The organism is Streptomyces sp. NBC_00442 (genome assembly GCF_036014195.1).
Taxonomy (GTDB): domain Bacteria; phylum Actinomycetota; class Actinomycetes; order Streptomycetales; family Streptomycetaceae; genus Streptomyces.
Genome location: NZ_CP107918.1, coordinates 6,894,390 through 6,909,996, shown reverse-complemented (window position 1 = coordinate 6,909,996; position 15,607 = coordinate 6,894,390). Strand labels below are relative to the sequence as shown.

Below are 15,607 nucleotides of genomic sequence, written 5' to 3'. Positions count from 1 at the left end.
GGCACGACAGCACCATGGCTCAGGGCACGGTCCAGGTGACGCACACGGGCACGTCGAGGTGGCGCCGCCGCACGGGCGAGTACGCCTCCCTGGCCGCGGCCCTGGAAGCCGCGGGCGACGGCGACGTCCTGACCATCGCCCCCGGCACCTACCGGGAGAATCTGGTGCTCCAGCGCCCCGTGACGCTGCGCGGCCCCGAGGGCGCGGTCGGCTCGGTCCGGATCGCGCCGGCCGACGGAGTGGCGCTGACCGTGCGCGCCTCCGCGACCGTGCGGGACCTGTATCTGGAGGGTCAGGACGCGGCGGCGCCCGCGCTCCTCGTGGAGGACGGCGCGCCCGAACTCGTGGATCTGCGGGTGGTGACCCGCTCGGCCGTCGGCATCGAGGTGCGGGGCGGCGCCCGGCCCACGGTGCGGCGCTGCACCGTGGACAATCCGGGCGGCGTCGGCATCGGCGTGTTCGACGGCGCGGGCGGCCTGTTCGAGGAGTGCGAGGTCGTGGCGGCCGGCCAGTCCGGTGTCTCGGTGCACGGCGGCGGCCACCCCCGTCTTGAACGGTGCAGGGTGCACCATTCCAGCGGCGCCGGGCTGTCCGTGAGCGGCGAGGGCGCGGGGCTCGAGGCGCTCGGCTGCGAGGTGTACGAGATCAAGGGCGCAGGCGTGCAGATCGCGTCGCGCGCCACGGCCCACCTCACCGACTGCACGGTGCACCGCACATCGGCCGACGGCATCACCCTGGACACCGACGCGGTCCTCACGCTCGCCGACTGCGACATCCACGACATCCCGGAGAACGCGGTCGATCTGCGCTCGCGTTCGGTGCTCACTCTGACCCGGACCAAGGTCCGCCGCTTCGGGCGCAACGGCCTCTCGGTGTGGGATCCCGGGACCCGGGTCGACGCCAACCAGTGCGAGATCCACGACAGTACGGGCGACTATCCGGCGGTGTGGGTCAGCGACGGCGCCGCCGCGGTCCTCGACGGGTGCCGCGTCCACGACGTTCCGGACGCGATCTTCGTGCTCGACCGGGGTTCGCGCGCCGATGTCGTCGACAGCGATCTCACCCAGGTCCGCAACACGGCCGTGTCGGTGAGCGACGGAGCGACCGCGCAGCTCGACGACTGCCGCATCAGCCAGGCCTCCACGGGCGCCTGGTTCCGTGACCACGGCAGCGGCGGCACCCTGGCGGGCTGCACCATCGACGGCGCGCAGACCGGCGTCATCGTCACCAAGGGCGCCGATCCGCGGATCGAGCGCGTCACGGTCACCTCGCCCGCCGAGGCCGGTTTCTACGTGTCCGCTCAGGGCCGCGGCACCTTCCACGGCTGTCGCGTCACCGGCAGCGGCGGCTTCGGTTTCCACGTCATCGACGGCTGCCGTACGACGCTGACGCGCTGCCGCACCGAGCGGTGCGCGCGCCGGGGCTACGAGTTCTCCGAGGACGGCGCGGTCGTCGAGGACTGCACCAGCGACGAGAGCGGCGCGCAGCCGGCCGCCGGCGACGCGCCGGCCGTGCAGAGCGCGACCCAGACCATGGGGCTGCTCTCCGCCGTCCCCGGTCAGCGCCCCGTGGAGCCCGCCGTTCCCGAGCCTGCGGCGGAACCCGCGCGCCCGTCGGGTGCCGTGCTCGGTGAACTGGACACGCTCGTCGGCCTGGAGAGCGTCAAGCGCGAGGTCCGGGCGCTCACCGACATGATCGAGGTCGGGCGCAGGCGGCAGCAGGCCGGCCTCAAGGCGGCCTCGGCCCGCCGTCACCTGGTCTTCACCGGCTCACCCGGCACCGGAAAGACCACGGTGGCACGCCTGTACGGGGAGATCCTGGCCTCCCTCGGCGTCCTGGAGCGCGGGCACCTGGTCGAGGTGTCCCGGGTGGATCTGGTGGGCGAGCACATCGGGTCCACCGCGATCCGCACCCAGGAGGCCTTCGACCGGGCGCGCGGCGGGGTGCTGTTCATCGACGAGGCGTACGCCCTGTCTCCCGAGGACTCCGGCCGCGACTTCGGCCGGGAGGCCATCGACACGCTGGTCAAGCTGATGGAGGACCACCGTGAGGCGGTGGTCGTCATCGTCGCCGGGTACACGGCGGAGATGGAACGGTTTCTGAGCGTCAACCCCGGTGTGGCATCCCGTTTCTCACGGACCATCAGATTCTCCGACTACTCCGCGGACGAGCTGCTGCGCATCGTGGAGCAGCAGGCGGACGAGCACGAGTACCGGCTCGGCACGGGGACCGCCGAGTGCCTCCTGAAGTACTTCACGGCGCTGCCCAGGGGCGCCGCGTTCGGCAACGGACGCACCGCGCGCCAGACGTTCGAGTCGATGGTGGAGCGCCACGCGGGCCGGGTCGCCCAGCTGGCCGACGCCAGCACCGACGATCTGACCCTGCTCTACCCGGACGATCTTCCCGAACTGCTCTGATCCGCGCGCTGGTTCGGCAGCGACGACGCCAACTCGGCCAGCAGCAGGGCCCGTTCGCGGCCGAAGGCCGGGTCGGCCTGGTAGTCGGAGTGGCCCAGGATCGGGGCGGGCAGCGGGTGTTCGCGGGTCCGCCCGTAGGCCATCGGGTCCAGGAGCGGTCCATTGTCCACGTCGCCTCCCGTGCGCACCGGGCCGCCGATCGGGTCGGTGGCCCGCCACAGGTTGCGCCAGCAGTGCACTTCCCGGTGCAGGGCTTCGAGCGGGGCCGGCCCGAAGTAGGCGGGGAACCAGCGTCCGTAGAGGCGCTCGACGGGGCAGCCGTAGGTGAGCAGGGCGACCCGGCGCCGGGTCGCGGCGGGCAGTTGCCACACGGCGGCCGCGGCGAGGACGCTGCCCTGCGAGTGGCCGGAGATCACCAGGCGCCCGCCGGTGCGCTCGGTCCAGGTGTTCATCCGCCAGGCGAGGTCGGGGACGGCCCGCTCGGCGTAGCAGGGCGGCGCGAAGGGGTGGGCGGCGCGCGGCCAGAACGTGCCGACGTCCCACAGGATGCCGACCGTGCGGCGGGCCGCGGCGTCCTTGTAGGCGCGCCGGCCCCAGGTGACGAAGAGCAGGAAGCCGACGCCGGTGCACCAGGAGCCGAGCGACTGCGCGGCGTCGGCGCCGAAGGCGACCGGGCCGGGGGCGGTGCCGGCCGCTCTGGCCGGCACTTGGCCGGTCCACCAGGCGCCCGCCAGGGCCGCGGCGCCGAGCAGCAGGGAGGCGCCGGAGAGGATGCCGAGGAAGAGCGGGGCGTGGTCGGTGAGCCGGGCCATCGCGCGGGCGGCGGCGATCGTGCGGGTGCGGGCGGTGTCGGGTCGCTCGCCGGGGTAGTCGGCCATGATGCGGGGCGCGTCCGCGCGGGCGGTGCGCCAGGTGCGTACGGCGAAGAAGAGCACCACGGGCAGGAGCACGACGATCAGGGCGGGGATCACCGAGGCCTGCCAGGTCAGCAGCGGAGGCGGCCCGTGGTAGGCCGAGCGGCTCATGCCGGGGGTCGCGCCGTGGTCCACCCAGTCGGCGACCCGCTGGGCGACGCCGCCGGTCATCACCCCGCCGAGCGCGCAGGCGAGCATGGCGACGGCGGGGCCGCCGAAGCCCCGCAGGGCGGTGCGCCCGCCCTGCGCGCGGCGTCGCAGCAGGCCGGCCACGGCCGCAAGTGCGACGACCAGGACGCCTTGGGCCAGGGCGAGCAGGCCGAAGGCGCGGTCCCCGGGCAGGGTGCCGGCCGAGGCCCAGTCGGAGCGGTCCCAGGACGCGTACACCAGGGCGAGCACCAGCAGGGCGAGCGAGCTGACGGGCAGCCAGGAGGTGAGGGCGCGGTCGAGCCGCTCGTCGCGGTGGGATTCGGTGCGCCCGCGACGGCACACCACCCACACCACGACGAGGCCCGCGAGGGCGAGAGCGCATTCGAGGACAAGGCCCAGCGCGGCGGGGCCGCCGCCGTCGGCGTGGTCGTGGCGGGCGGCGGCCAGCGTCACGCCCGCGCCGGTGGTGAGGAAGCCGGCGGCGGTGTGCGCGGCGCGCAGCCGGGCCACCAGACGCCTGCCGTACCAGAACCCGGGGCGGCTGAAGGCCGGTTGGGGGGACCGGGGGTCGTCGGGGGGCTCGGTGTTCAGCGGCCGCTGGGATTCGTACGCGCTCCAGGTGCGGTTGGAGAGGTACCAGAGCAGGGCGACGAGGGCCGCGGGGACGAGGGCCGCGAGGGCCAGGCGCCGGCCCGGCTGCGACCACCAGCCGTGATGCGCCACGGACGTGAAGCCGAGCCAGTACCACGAGCGGGAGCAGCCCGCAGTGCCGGCGCACTGCCACGCGGTGAGATCGAGCGCGACCTCGCAGGCCGCGGCCACGAGCAGCGCGGTGAGGCTGAGCGCGACGAGCCGCACCAACACCCCGTACAGGCGGATCGCCCAGAGCGGGTCCTTGGCGGGCGGACGCATCCAGTGGGCGAGGTTGACGACCATGAAGGGCAGCAGGAGCAGCCACAGGGCGCGGGCGCTGTTGCCGGACGTCAGATTGCACCAGACGTACGCCTCGGGCACCGGCCGGCCCCGGTAGCGCTCGGGGTGGGCCTCGGCGTCGGCGTCCTCGGCGCAGCGGTAGATAGCCGCGGTGTCGTCGCCGGTGACGCACACGGTGCGCGGGTCGCCGAGCATCTTCTGCGGTGTGGTGCCGCCGACGCCGTGGACCAGCAGCTCGAGGGCGGGGCCGGCGCCTTCGGCCGTGGGAGCACCGGCTGCGACGGCGGGTGTGGCACGGGACACGTCTGCGGCTCGCTCTCGTGGTGGCAGGATCGGCGGCGCGGGTGGCACGGAGCACAAGGATCTCGGATCCGGGTGCCCCGGTGCAGTGCTCTCACGGAATCTCCCCGTGACAGGATGGGGTGCCGTAAGCCGGGGGGGGGCAGGTGTGCCCGGCGTGTGTGTTCGACGATGTGGAAGGACCGGCCCGGCAGTGAGCGACCACCAGAATCTGCTCGCGGAGCAGCGTCGTGCTCTGATCCTCGACGAGGTCAGACGGCGCGGTGGGGTCCGGGTCAACGAACTCACCCGCAGGCTCAACGTCTCGGACATGACGGTCCGCCGGGATCTGGACGCGCTGGCCCGCCAGGGCGTCATCGAGAAGGTGCACGGCGGCGCGGTGCCCGTCGCGGAGGCCACGGCGCACGAGCCGGGCTTCGAGGCGAAGTCGGCCCTCGAACTGAGCGCCAAGCAGGACATTGCGCGGGAGGCGGCCAGGATGGCCGTGCCCGGCAGCGCCATCGCGCTGGCCGGCGGCACCACGGCGTACGCCCTGGCGCAGGAGCTGGTGGACGTCCCGGAGTTGACGGTGGTGACCAACTCCGTGCAGGTCGCCGACGTGTTCCATGCCGCGCAGCGTTCGTCCGCCGGTTCCGGGCCGCGGCCGGGTGCGGCGACGGTGGTCCTGACGGGCGGGGTGCGCACGCTGTCCGACACGCTGGTGGGGCCGGTCGCCGACGCGGCCATCCGCTCCCTCCACTTCGACGTGCTGTTCATCGGCGTGCACGGCATCTCGGCGGAGGCCGGCCTGTCCACGCCCAACCTGGCCGAGGCGGAGACCAATCGCCGGTTCGTGCACTCGGCGCGGCGGGTCGTGGTGATCGCCGACCACACCAAGTGGGGCACGGTGGGGCTCAGTTCGTTCGCCACGCTCGACCAGGTCGACTCGCTGGTGACGGACGCGGGCCTTTCGGACCGGTCCCGCGCGGAGATGACCGAGCATCTCCGGGACGTCGTGGTGGCGGGGGAAAGCCCCGACAGTGGCTCCGACAACGGCCCCGACAACGGCGGCTCCGCAGACATCTGACGGCCGGGCGGCTATGGTGTGCGGGCCCTCCCCTACCGGTCGGTACGGGCTCTCGCGCATCCGCTGCCGGTACGGGTTCCGCCGCGCCGAACCGCCAGGAGGAACGCGTCATGGCTCGCCGACTCAGGTCCGTGGAACTCGACTTCGCCGAGTCGGCGCCGGTGCGCCTGGTGTTCACCGCCCGGCTCTCGGCCGGTCCGGACGCCGTCTACCGCGCGCTGGCCGACCAGGTGACGGACATGCCCGCCTGGTTCTCCTCGGTCGTGGCGGCCCGGCCCCTGGACGGCGGGGCCGGACGCGAGATCAGGCTGCGCGGCGGCGTCTTCTTCCGCGAGACGATCATGGCGAGGGACGCGGGAGCGCGCTACGCCTACCGGATCGACGAGACCAACGTGCCCGGCGTGGCAGCCATGCTGGAGGACTGGCGGCTGGCTCCCGTCGGGGAGGGCACGGCGGTGCGCTGGACGATGGCGAGTGGGGGGCCCGCTCTGTTCCGTCTGACGATGCGGGCCGCCGGGCCGGGCGTCGGCCAGTCCTTCAAGGGCGCGATGCGCGCACTGGACCGCCTGCTGGCGAGCGCGCCCAAGCCCTGAGGCGGGTCCCACCTCCACCCCGCCCCTTCGCGAAACCCTCTGGGGTCACGAAGGCGCCTCCTGAAGCGAGTTGAGAGCCCGCCACGTCGACACGAGGCCCTCCGGGGTGAGGCCCTCGTCGGACCGGGCGGCGACGAAACCGTCCGGCCGCACCAGAAGGGCGCCGTGCGGAGCGAGACCCACCAGAGCCGGCCAGGCGCCTTCGGTGTCCCGCAGAGCAGTCCGCCCGGAGTCCACGTCCGCTTTGCCGTAGCTGATGTGATGCACCGTCACCGGCAAGTCGTCCGCGACGTCGGCCCATATGCCCGCCTGCGCGTCCGCGCCGGTGAGGAGTGTGAAGCCGGGACCGCACAGGTCGAGGGTGGAGAGCCGGCCGCCGTCGCGTTCGAGCCACAGGTGCGGGAGGCGGGTGCCGGTCTGGCCCGCGAGCGCCTCGACCGTGTCCCCGGCCGGTGCGCCGTGGACCGCGGCGGACGCGTACCGGTAGCAGGTCATGATCTCGCCGGTGTCGAGTTGGCGCGCCAGGGCCTCGGCGTTGTCCGGCGTGCGGATGGCGTACCGGGCGAAGAAGTCGGTGCGCAGCCAGGCCTGTTCGGCGACGAGCAGGCCGCGCGGGCGGCGCTCGGGTTCGTAGGTGTCCAGGAGGGTTTCCGGCGCCTCGGCGCGCAGGACGGCGGCCAGCTTCCAGGCGAGGTTGTGCACGTCGGCGATGCCGGTGTTGGCGCCGAACCCGCCCCAGGGGGCGTGGCGGTGGGCGGCGTCACCGGCGAGGAAGACCCGGCCGACGCGGTAGGCGTCGGCGACCGCGGTGCCGGTGTCCCAGGCCCCGCGGGCGAGCAGGTCGACGCGGAGCGCCGGGTCGTCCACGCCGATGGCCGCGCGCAGCAGGGCGGTACAGCGTTCGTCGGGGTAGTCGCGCGGGCTCTCGCGCTCGGGGTCGTAGGCGAGGTGGAAGGACCATTCGTCGGTGTTGTTCTTGGCCAGGAACAGCCCGGACACCTCGGGCCCGGCGATCTCGCACTGGCTGAAGGTGCGGTCGCGCACGATGTCGGTGAGGTCGGCGCGGAAGTAGAGATTGAGGTAGTGGTGGGTGGCGGGGCGGGTGGTGCTGGTGATGCCGAGGACGGTGCGCACGGGGCTGCCGCCTCCGTCGGCCGCCAGGAGGTAGTCGGCGTGCAGGGTTTTGGCGCGCCCCGTGGTGACGTCCGTGAGGGTGGCCGTGACCCGGTCGGCGTCGTGGGTGAACGCAGTCAGCTCGGTGCCGAAGCGGATGTCGCCGCCCCGCTGTTCGGCGAGGTCGCGCAGGACCGGTTCGAGCAGGACCTGGGGGCAGAAGCAGAACGCCGAGGGGCTCTCGTCCGCGCCGACCATGGCGCCGCCGGCGTAGACGTGCCGCAGGTCGAGCGCCTCGGAGTCCACGATGCTGCGCCCGGTGCGCGCGCCGCCGAACCGCCCCATTTTCAGGGCGGTCGCGCTCGCCGCCAGCACGGCGTCCTCGACCCCGATCTGCCGGAAGATCTCCACGGCACGGGTGTGCATGCCGCGGGAACGGGGCAGCACGGTCGGCTCGGTGTTGCGCTCCACCAGGACATAGTCCACCCCGTGGTACTCCAGGCACAGGGCGGCGGTCAGACCGGCCAGTCCCCCGCCGACGATCAGTACAGATGGCATGGCAGCTCCCGCTTTTCCCCGTTGCCGTTCGGTGGATCTTTCCTACCGTAGACAGCGAAGGGGGCGTCGGGGGCAAACTGCGGGTCAATGCCGGGTCACCTCAACACGGCGTCGGCGAGCGGCACTTGATGGTGGGCCGAGGCCGCCGGTGTGCGGGCCGGCCGCCCCGCACAGGCCGTCCGCCCCCGCGGGCCGGCCGCCCCCGGGGCCAGTCGTCCCCGCGAGTCAGTCGCCCCCGAGAGTCAGTCGTCCTCGCGGGCCGGCACCACCGCCACCGGGCATTCCGTGTGGTGCAGCACCGCGTGGGCCACCGAGCCCATCAGGAGGGAACCCGACTTGAGGCGTCTGCGGTGGCGGCCGACCACGATCAGGGCGGCCGAGGCGGAGGCGTCGACGAGATGGCCCGCGGCGTCGGCCGGTGCGATCAGCGCGTCCACCTCGACGCCGGGGAAGCGGGCCTCGAACGGGCCGATCCGCTCGGCCTGTTCGCGGGTCACATCGTCCTCGGCGGGTTCGTACTGGTCGGGATCGAGCGGGCCCGGCGGGTACTCGCCCGCGACCATCAGCGCGGCTGGCGGCGGGGCGGGGTAGGCGGTGAGCACCTGGAGCGGCACACCGCGGGCCGCGGCCTCCACGAAGGCGAATTCGATGACGTCGTCGGCGGTCTCGCCCAGGTGGAGCCCGAGCACGACCCGTCCCGAGGTGCGTTCGTCCGCCCCCGTACGTGCCAGGCGCGGCACCACCACCACGGGGCAGGGCGCCCGCGTCGCCACGGCCAGGCTGTTGGAGCCGAGGAGGAGGCTGGCGAAGCCGCCGCGCCCGCGCGAGCCCATCACCAGCATCCGCGCCCCGGCCCCCAACGCGTGCAGCGCGTCCGGTACTTCGCCCACCAGCGAGTCGAAGCGCACGGAGGGCAGCTCGTCGCGCCCCGAGAGCGCGGCGCGGACCCGGTCGGTCACCGGATCGTTGAGCGCGGGACCGGGACCGAGCGCGGACCTGCGAGCCGCCCAGAGCTGGGTGTGGTCGGGCAGGACGTGCGCGATGACCAGCTCGGCGGCCAGCCTGCGGGCGGTGGGAATGGCCCATTCCAGGGCTCGCAGGCTGTGGTCGGATCCGTCTACGGCTACGGCTACCGGGCGCGTGTCCATGACGTCACCCTGGCACGCGCCGCGGTGTCCCGCACGGGCAGAAGGTCCCGGTGCGGCCGGTTACCGGACGGCCCACACCCCGCTCTCCAGGAAGGTGTCGAGGGTCGCGGCGTACGGGGCGATGTCCAGGCCCTGCTCGGCGAGCCACGTGTCCGAGTAGTACTTGTCGAGGTAGCGGTCGCCCGGGTCGCAGAGCAGGGTGACGATGCTGCCGGTGCGGCCCTCGTCGACCATCTCCGCGACGATGCGCAGCGCGCTCCACAGGCCGGTGCCGGTGGAGCCGCCGGCCTTGCGGCCGATCGCCTTCTCCAGGGCGCGCACGGCCGCGACGCTCGCCGCGTCCGGCACCTTCATCATCCGGTCGATGGCGCCGGGCACGAAGCTCGGCTCCATGCGGGGCCGGCCGATGCCCTCGATGCGCGAGCCGCAGTCGCTGGAGGCGAGCGGGTTGTTGTGGGTCCAGCCGTCGAAGAAGCAGGAGTTCTCGGGGTCGGGCACGCAGATCATCGTGTCGTGCTGCATGTAGTGCACGTAGCGCGCGATGGTGGCCGAGGTACCGCCGGTGCCCGCGGTGGCGACGATCCAGGCCGGTTCCGGATAGCGCTCCAACTTCAGCTGCTGATAAATGGATTCGGCGATGTTGTTGTTGCCGCGCCAGTCGGTGGCCCGCTCCGCGTAGGTGAACTGGTCCATGTAGTGGCCGCCGGTCTCCGCGGCGAGCCTCGCGGACTCCTCGTAGATCTTCATGGAGTCGTCGGCGAAGTGGCACTGGCCGCCGTGGAATTCGATCAGGCGGCACTTCTCGGCGCTCGTGGTGCGGGGCATGACGGCGATGAACGGGACGCCGATCATCTTGGCGAAGTACGCCTCGGAGACGGCGGTCGAGCCACTGGACGCCTCGATGACGGGCTTGCCCGGCCGGATCCAGCCATTGCACAGGCCGTACAGGAACAGCGAACGGGCGAGGCGGTGCTTGAGGCTGCCGGTGGGGTGGGTCGACTCGTCCTTGAGGTAAAGGTCGATGCCCCACGCCTCGGGCAGCGGAAAGCGCAGGAGGTGGGTGTCGGCGGAGCGGTTGGCATCGGCCTGGACCTTGCGCACGGCTTCCTTCAGCCAGGCCCGGTACCGCGGATCGCTGCGGTCCACATCGATGGTTTCCATGCCACTCCTCGTCGTGTCTGCGTGCCGCCCCCGCTTCTGACGATACCGCTCTCACCTGCACAAACGTTGCCTTTGGGGAGCCATAGGAGTGGCTTGTGGGACGGGTGATGAGCACCGGACGGCGCTGGCCCGGACCCGATCCCCCACGCACCCTGGTGCGTAGGCTCGACGTTGTGCAGACTGCCCACCAGGAGCGATGCGAAGGGGGCCGGATGGTCATGGCCGAACCCGAGTTCAGTGCGAAGGGCGTACGGATCGAGCGGTGGACGCGCTCGCTGACGAGAGCCGGCGAGGTCCTCATCAAGGACGGCCGGCTCGCCCTGCTCACCAGCAACGGGCGGGAGATCGACAGCGCGCCCGTCGACGCGGTCAGCACGGCGCGACCCTGGCTGCCCTGGCTCGCCAAGGAGGACCGGACGGTGGCGCGGCTGAACGGCACCCGCTACCGGCTGACGATGGACCAGGATCCCGGCCGTTCGCGCGGACCCGATCTGACGCAGCGATTCCTGCAGGCCATGCGGCAGACGGCGCACGGAGCGCAGCACTGAACGTGCGTGCGCCGGCGGGTGCGAGTTGCGCACTCCCCACCCCTGGTCCACGCTGGTGTCACATCACTGAGGGTTTACCGGCGGTGACGCTCCGAGCAAGGCCGCCGGACCAGACAGCTACTTCCGGACCTAATCGGGGAGTCGCAACCGTGATCAGCCAGCCAAACAGGCAGTGCACGGTGGAGCTCCAAGCCCTGCCGTCGCGGATCGGACAGGTCCGCAGAATCGTGTCGGCGCAGTTGCGCTACTGGCATCTGGATCCGTTGATAGACGAGGCGGCGCTCGGCGTCACCGAGTTGCTGACCAACGTCCACCGGCACGCCGAGCCGGACAAGATGTGCACGGTGGAGATCGAGCTGCTGCTCGACCGGCTCACCATCTCCGTCCATGACCACGATCCGACGCTTCCCCCCGCGGTGCGCAAGGCCGACACCATGGCCACCGGCGGCCGCGGGCTCGCGCTGATCGCCGCGGTCAGCGAGGCGTGGGGGGTGCGCCCACAGGGCGAGTTGGGCAAGACCGTGTGGTTCACCCTCGCCGCCCCCTCGCCCGCACCACCCCTTTCCTCGTACCCGCTGTACGAACCGACGGCGACGCCCGCCTTCAAGGAGAGCCGTCCGCGTCCGGTGCGCGAGCGGGTGAAGGCCGCCGCCAGGTCGTCCGTCGCGGGCTGACCGGGCAGGGACGCGCCGCACGTCGCGGCGCCGATCCCGCGCGGAGGGCCTCCGGCCGTGCGGACCCGGTCCCCGCCACGGCCCCGCACGGCCGGGCCCGGCCTCAGGGCGCGCCGCCCTTGCCCGTACCCGTGAGGCCGGTCCGCCCGAAGTGCTCTTCGAGCACGGAGATGCGGCGCCAGTACTCCTCCTCGTCGATCTCGCCCGCCGCGAACCGCCGGCCGAGCACGGCGATGGGTGAACGGTCGTCCAGAGGCGGGCGCCAGGGACCGCGACGGCCCCGCCATCCGGCGCGCCGCGCCACGGTGACGACGGTGAAGATCACGGCGGCCCAGATCAGCGGGAAGAAGAGGATCCAGGGTCCGGGCCCCGCGTAGGCCAGAGTGTTCATCTCGCTCAGCTCCCTCGTTGTCCTCCGGCGCTCCTCGACGGGACGGCCGGTTCATGCTTCGAGCCTCCCGCCGCCGTGGGGTGCGCGTCGTCGTACGGCGGGCGGCAGTCGGGCTACCCCCGCCGGAGTAGCCGGATTCCGCCCCACGTCCTGCGGCCTCCGCCTGCGGCCTCCGCCCTTCGCCCCCGCCCTTCGCCTTCGGCTCGCCGCGTGAGGCGTCCGCCCTGGATCTGGATTCTGCACCTACTGGATTCTGTACCTACTGGTATGTACATTGATGTCATGAGCACTTCCGAGCGTCTGATCTCCGCCACCCGCGAGCTGCTGTGGGAGCGTGGATACGTGGGCACGAGCCCCAAGGCGATCCAGCAGCGGGCGGACGCGGGCCAGGGCAGCATGTACCACCACTTCGCCGGCAAGCCCGATCTGGCCCTGACCGCGATCCGGCGCACCGCCGAGGAGATGCGAGCCACGGCCGAGGCCACCTTCGGGGGCGACGGCACGGCGTACGAGCGCATCGCGGCCTATCTGCTGCGCGAACGCGACGTGCTGCGCGGCTGCCCCGTCGGACGCCTCACCATGGACCCCGAGATCATCGCAGACCCCGCGCTGCGCGCACCCGTCGACGAGACGCTCGACTGGCTGCGCGGACGCATCGCGGCCATCGTCCAAGAGGGCCTGGATCAGGGCGAGTTCGGCGCACACGTGGTGCCGGGCGAGATCGCCGCGGCCGTCGTGGCGACGGTCCAGGGCGGCTACGTGCTGGCGCGCGCATCCGGTTCGCCGGACGCGTTCGACGCGGGAGTGCGCGGCCTGCTCTCGCTGCTCGCCCCCGGGTGACCACCCGCAGCCGACGCCCACCGGCCCCGCGACCGCTGCCCGCTGCCCGCTGCCCGCTGCCCGCTGCCCGAGGAGAACGAACGCCGTGCAGGCCATGCAGTACGAGATCACTCTGCCCGCCGACTACGACATGGAGATCATCCGCAAGCGCGTCGCCACCCGGGGCCACCTCCTGGACGACTTCCCCGGGCTCGGCCTCAAGGCCTATCTGATGCGTGAGCGCGGAGTCGATTCCCCGGTCAACTCCTATGCCCCGTTCTACCTTTGGGCCACGTCCGACGGCATGAACTCCTTCCTGTGCGGCCCCGGATTCCAGGGCATCGTCGACGATTTCGGGCGGCCGCGGGTACGCCACTGGGCCGGCCTCGCCTACGCCGAAGGGCCCGCGTCCTCGGCGGTGCCGGCCACCGCGACCCGTCTGTGCGTGCCGGTCCCCGACGGGGTCGAACCCGCCGCGTTCGCGGCGCGGGAGGCCGACAGGGCGCTCGCGCCCGGGGTGGTGGCGAGCGCCGTGGCCATCGACCCGAGCCGTTGGGAGCTGGTGCGGTTCACCCTCTGGGAACAAGCCGATCCGTCCGAGCCCGGCGACCGGTTCCAGGTGCTGCACCTGTCGCAGCCCGGACGCGCCGGGCTGCGCTCGGGACGGCACTGGTGAGCGCGGTACGCACGGTCCTCGGCAGGGTGGAGCCCGCCGCGCTCGGTGCCGTCGACGCGCACGACCACCTCTTCATCCGCAGCCCGCGACTGCCGGGCCAGGAACTGGACGACGTCGGGCGGGCAGCGGAAGCGCTCGGCGCGTTCCGTGAGCTGGGCGGCGGCACGGTGGTCCAGTGGACGCCGTACGGAATGGGCCGGCGGGCCGGCGAACTCCCATCGCTCTCAAGGGAGTCGGGGGTGCACATCGTCGCCGCCACCGGGCTGCACCAAGCCGCCCACTACGCGGACGAGGTACTCCGCTCCGTCCTGGACCGTCTCACCGGACTCTTCGTCGGCGAGCTGACCGAGGGCATCGGCGACACCGGGGTACGGGCCGGGATGATCAAGGTGGCGGGCGGTTTCCACGGGCTCGACGACCACGCCACCCGCACGATGCGCGCCGCCGCCGAGGCGCACCACGTCACGGGTGCGCCGATCGCCGTCCATCTGGAGCTGGGCACGGGCGCGCTGGACGTGCTGGACCTGCTGTGCGGGGAGTTGGAGGTGGCGCCCCGCTCGGTGATCCTCGGTCATCTCAACCGCTCCCCCGACTTCACCGTGCACCGCCTGGCCGCCGAGGCGGGCGCGTACCTCGCCTTCGACGGGCCGTCCAGGGCCAACCACGCCACGGACTGGCGGATGCCCGACGCGCTGGCGGCGCTGGCGGACGCCGGGTTCGCCGACCGGCTGCTGCTCGGCGGGGACACCGTGACACCGGACACGCCGGGGATGCCGTACCTGATGCGCCGGGTGCGGCCGAGGCTGGAACTCGCCCTGGGCGACGAGCTGGTGGAGCGGATCCTCGTCAGCAATCCGGGGCGCGTCTACGCCTGGTGAGCCAGCGCTCCCAGCGGGTCGTCGAGCACCGGCTGCCAGGCCAGCTCGGCCGCTCCCACCAGGCTGTTGTGGTCGAGGGAGCAGGCGAGGATCGGGACGCCGCCGCTCCGGCCCCACAGGCTGCGGTCGGCCACCACGGCGCGCAGGCGGTCCGGGTCCGCCTCCAGGAGCGCCTTGTGCAGACCGCCCAGGACGATCCGGTCGGGGTTGAGGATGTTGACGAGTCCGGCGAGACCGAGGCCGAGCCGGTCGATGAGTTCCTCTGCGCCGCGCCGCACCGCGACGTCCTCGTACTCGGTGCGCAGCAGCGCCCGCGACTGTTCGAGGAGCGAGACCTCGGGCCCCGGCGCGCGGCCGGCCGCGGCGAGGAAGGCGAGCGGGTCGGCCTCGACGTCGAGGCAGCCGCGGCTTCCGCAGTAACAGGGGCGGCCGTCGGGGTTGACGGTGAGATGGCCGACTTCGAGGGCCAGGCCCGAACTCCCCGTGTGCAGGCGGCCGTCGAGGACGAGGGCCCCGCCGACACCGCGGTGGCCGGTGGCGACACAGAGCAGGTGCCGGGCTCCGCGGCCGGCGCCGTGACGGTGCTCGGCGAGCGCCGCGAGGTTGACGTCGTTGCCGGTGAAGGCGGGGCCCGTGATGCCTGCCGCGCGCACCCGTTCGGCGAAGATCTCGCGTACCGGCGAGCCGGCCGGCCAGGCCAGGTGCAGCGGGTTGAGCGCGGTCCCCTCCGGTTCGGCGACGGCGGAGGGCACGGCGAGACCCGCACCCACACAGCGCCGGCCGCTGCCCTTGAGGAGAGCCGCGCCCGCGTCGACGACGTCACCAAGCACCTGGGCCGGGTCGGCGGAGACGATGACACGACCCGCGTCGGTGGCGACGATCTCGCCGCCGAGGCCGACGAGCGCGGCCCGGAAGCCGTCGGCGTGCACCTGGGCGGCGAGCGCGACGGGGCCCGCTTCGTGGACGGCGAGGCGGTGCGAGGGGCGGCCCTGGGAACCTGCCGCCGCGGGCCGGGAATCGACCTGGATCAAGCCGAGCGCTTCGAGTTCGGCGGCGACCGCGCCCGCGGTGGCGCGGGTGACGCCGAGCTCCGCGGTGAGGACGGCACGCGTGGGCGCGCGGCCGGTGTGCACCAGCTCCAGGGCGGGTCCGAGCGCGCCGCGGCCCCTGTCGAGCCTGGTCCGGGTGCTGGTCACCTTGCCGTTCATGGGGGCGAGTCTCCCATGATCCCGGACGGAAGCCGTCCCTCCGCCGAAGGCCGTGCGCCA

At 73.1% G+C, this 15,607-nt stretch carries 14 protein-coding genes; 8 read left to right on the top strand and 6 right to left on the bottom strand.

What is annotated here, in order from left to right:
- The first annotated feature begins 14 nt into the window (after positions 1 to 14).
- On the top strand, positions 15 to 2,417 hold the full coding sequence (locus OG432_RS31125; RefSeq protein ID WP_328314284.1) for a right-handed parallel beta-helix repeat-containing protein: 2,403 nt from the start codon (positions 15 to 17) through the stop codon (positions 2,415 to 2,417).
- Here the strand turns inward: OG432_RS31125 and OG432_RS31120 are convergent.
- Positions 2,387 to 4,717, bottom strand: a complete 2,331-nt coding sequence (locus OG432_RS31120; protein ID WP_328314283.1) for a hypothetical protein — start codon at positions 4,715 to 4,717, stop codon at positions 2,387 to 2,389. The two genes, OG432_RS31125 and OG432_RS31120, sit on opposite strands and share 31 nt — an antisense overlap.
- A 190-nt stretch (positions 4,718 to 4,907) precedes the next feature.
- Between OG432_RS31120 and OG432_RS31115 the strand changes: the two genes are divergently transcribed.
- A complete protein-coding gene (locus OG432_RS31115) occupies positions 4,908 to 5,780 on the top strand; it encodes a DeoR/GlpR family DNA-binding transcription regulator (protein ID WP_328314282.1) in 873 nt (290 codons plus the stop codon).
- A gap of 110 nt (positions 5,781 to 5,890) precedes the next feature.
- Positions 5,891 to 6,373 (top strand): SRPBCC family protein, encoded by a 483-nt coding sequence (locus tag OG432_RS31110; RefSeq protein ID WP_328314281.1) that lies wholly within the window; start codon positions 5,891 to 5,893, stop codon positions 6,371 to 6,373.
- 45 nt (positions 6,374 to 6,418) lie between these two features.
- Here OG432_RS31110 and OG432_RS31105 read toward each other — a convergent pair whose 3' ends face one another.
- From OG432_RS31105 to OG432_RS31095, 3 genes are all read right to left on the bottom strand, one after another.
- Positions 6,419 to 8,044 carry an FAD-dependent monooxygenase gene (locus tag OG432_RS31105; protein WP_328314280.1) on the bottom strand — a complete coding sequence of 542 codons (1,626 nt, stop codon included), beginning with the start codon at positions 8,042 to 8,044 and terminating at the stop codon, positions 6,419 to 6,421.
- A 242-nt stretch (positions 8,045 to 8,286) separates the two neighbouring features.
- Positions 8,287 to 9,192, bottom strand: coding sequence for a universal stress protein (locus OG432_RS31100; protein ID WP_328314279.1), 906 nt, complete (start codon positions 9,190 to 9,192; stop codon positions 8,287 to 8,289).
- A 60-nt stretch (positions 9,193 to 9,252) separates the two neighbouring features.
- A complete protein-coding gene (locus tag OG432_RS31095; RefSeq protein ID WP_328314278.1) occupies positions 9,253 to 10,353 on the bottom strand; it encodes a PLP-dependent cysteine synthase family protein in 1,101 nt (366 codons plus the stop codon).
- A 218-nt stretch (positions 10,354 to 10,571) separates the two neighbouring features.
- On the opposite strand from OG432_RS31095, the gene OG432_RS31090 reads away from it, so the two are divergent.
- On the top strand, positions 10,572 to 10,901 hold the full coding sequence (locus OG432_RS31090) for a hypothetical protein (RefSeq protein WP_328314277.1): 330 nt from the start codon (positions 10,572 to 10,574) through the stop codon (positions 10,899 to 10,901).
- A gap of 149 nt (positions 10,902 to 11,050) precedes the next feature.
- On the top strand, positions 11,051 to 11,575 hold the full coding sequence (locus tag OG432_RS31085; protein ID WP_328314276.1) for an ATP-binding protein: 525 nt from the start codon (positions 11,051 to 11,053) through the stop codon (positions 11,573 to 11,575).
- Positions 11,576 to 11,678: 103 nt separating this feature from the next.
- Here the strand turns inward: OG432_RS31085 and OG432_RS31080 are convergent, their stop codons facing one another.
- Positions 11,679 to 11,966, bottom strand: a complete 288-nt coding sequence (locus tag OG432_RS31080) for an SHOCT domain-containing protein (RefSeq protein WP_328314275.1) — start codon at positions 11,964 to 11,966, stop codon at positions 11,679 to 11,681.
- Between the two features lie 267 nt (positions 11,967 to 12,233).
- Here OG432_RS31080 and OG432_RS31075 point away from each other — a divergent pair, with 267 nt between their 5' ends.
- From OG432_RS31075 to OG432_RS31065, 3 genes are all read left to right on the top strand, one after another.
- The gene (locus OG432_RS31075) at positions 12,234 to 12,806 is read left to right on the top strand and encodes a TetR/AcrR family transcriptional regulator (protein WP_328314274.1); all 573 of its coding nucleotides are present in this window, start codon (positions 12,234 to 12,236) and stop codon (positions 12,804 to 12,806) included.
- 85 nt (positions 12,807 to 12,891) lie between these two features.
- Positions 12,892 to 13,461, top strand: coding sequence for a DUF4865 family protein (locus OG432_RS31070; RefSeq protein ID WP_328314273.1), 570 nt, complete (start codon positions 12,892 to 12,894; stop codon positions 13,459 to 13,461).
- Entirely contained in the window at positions 13,455 to 14,339 is an 885-nt protein-coding gene (locus OG432_RS31065) for a phosphotriesterase family protein (RefSeq protein ID WP_328315313.1), read from the top strand. Before OG432_RS31070 ends, OG432_RS31065 begins: the two co-directional genes overlap by 7 nt.
- On the opposite strand, the gene OG432_RS31060 is transcribed toward OG432_RS31065, so the two are convergent.
- Positions 14,327 to 15,547 (bottom strand): ROK family protein, encoded by a 1,221-nt coding sequence (locus OG432_RS31060; protein ID WP_328314272.1) that lies wholly within the window; start codon positions 15,545 to 15,547, stop codon positions 14,327 to 14,329. The genes OG432_RS31065 and OG432_RS31060 overlap by 13 nt on opposite strands.
- Between the last annotated feature and the right edge of the window lie 60 nt (positions 15,548 to 15,607).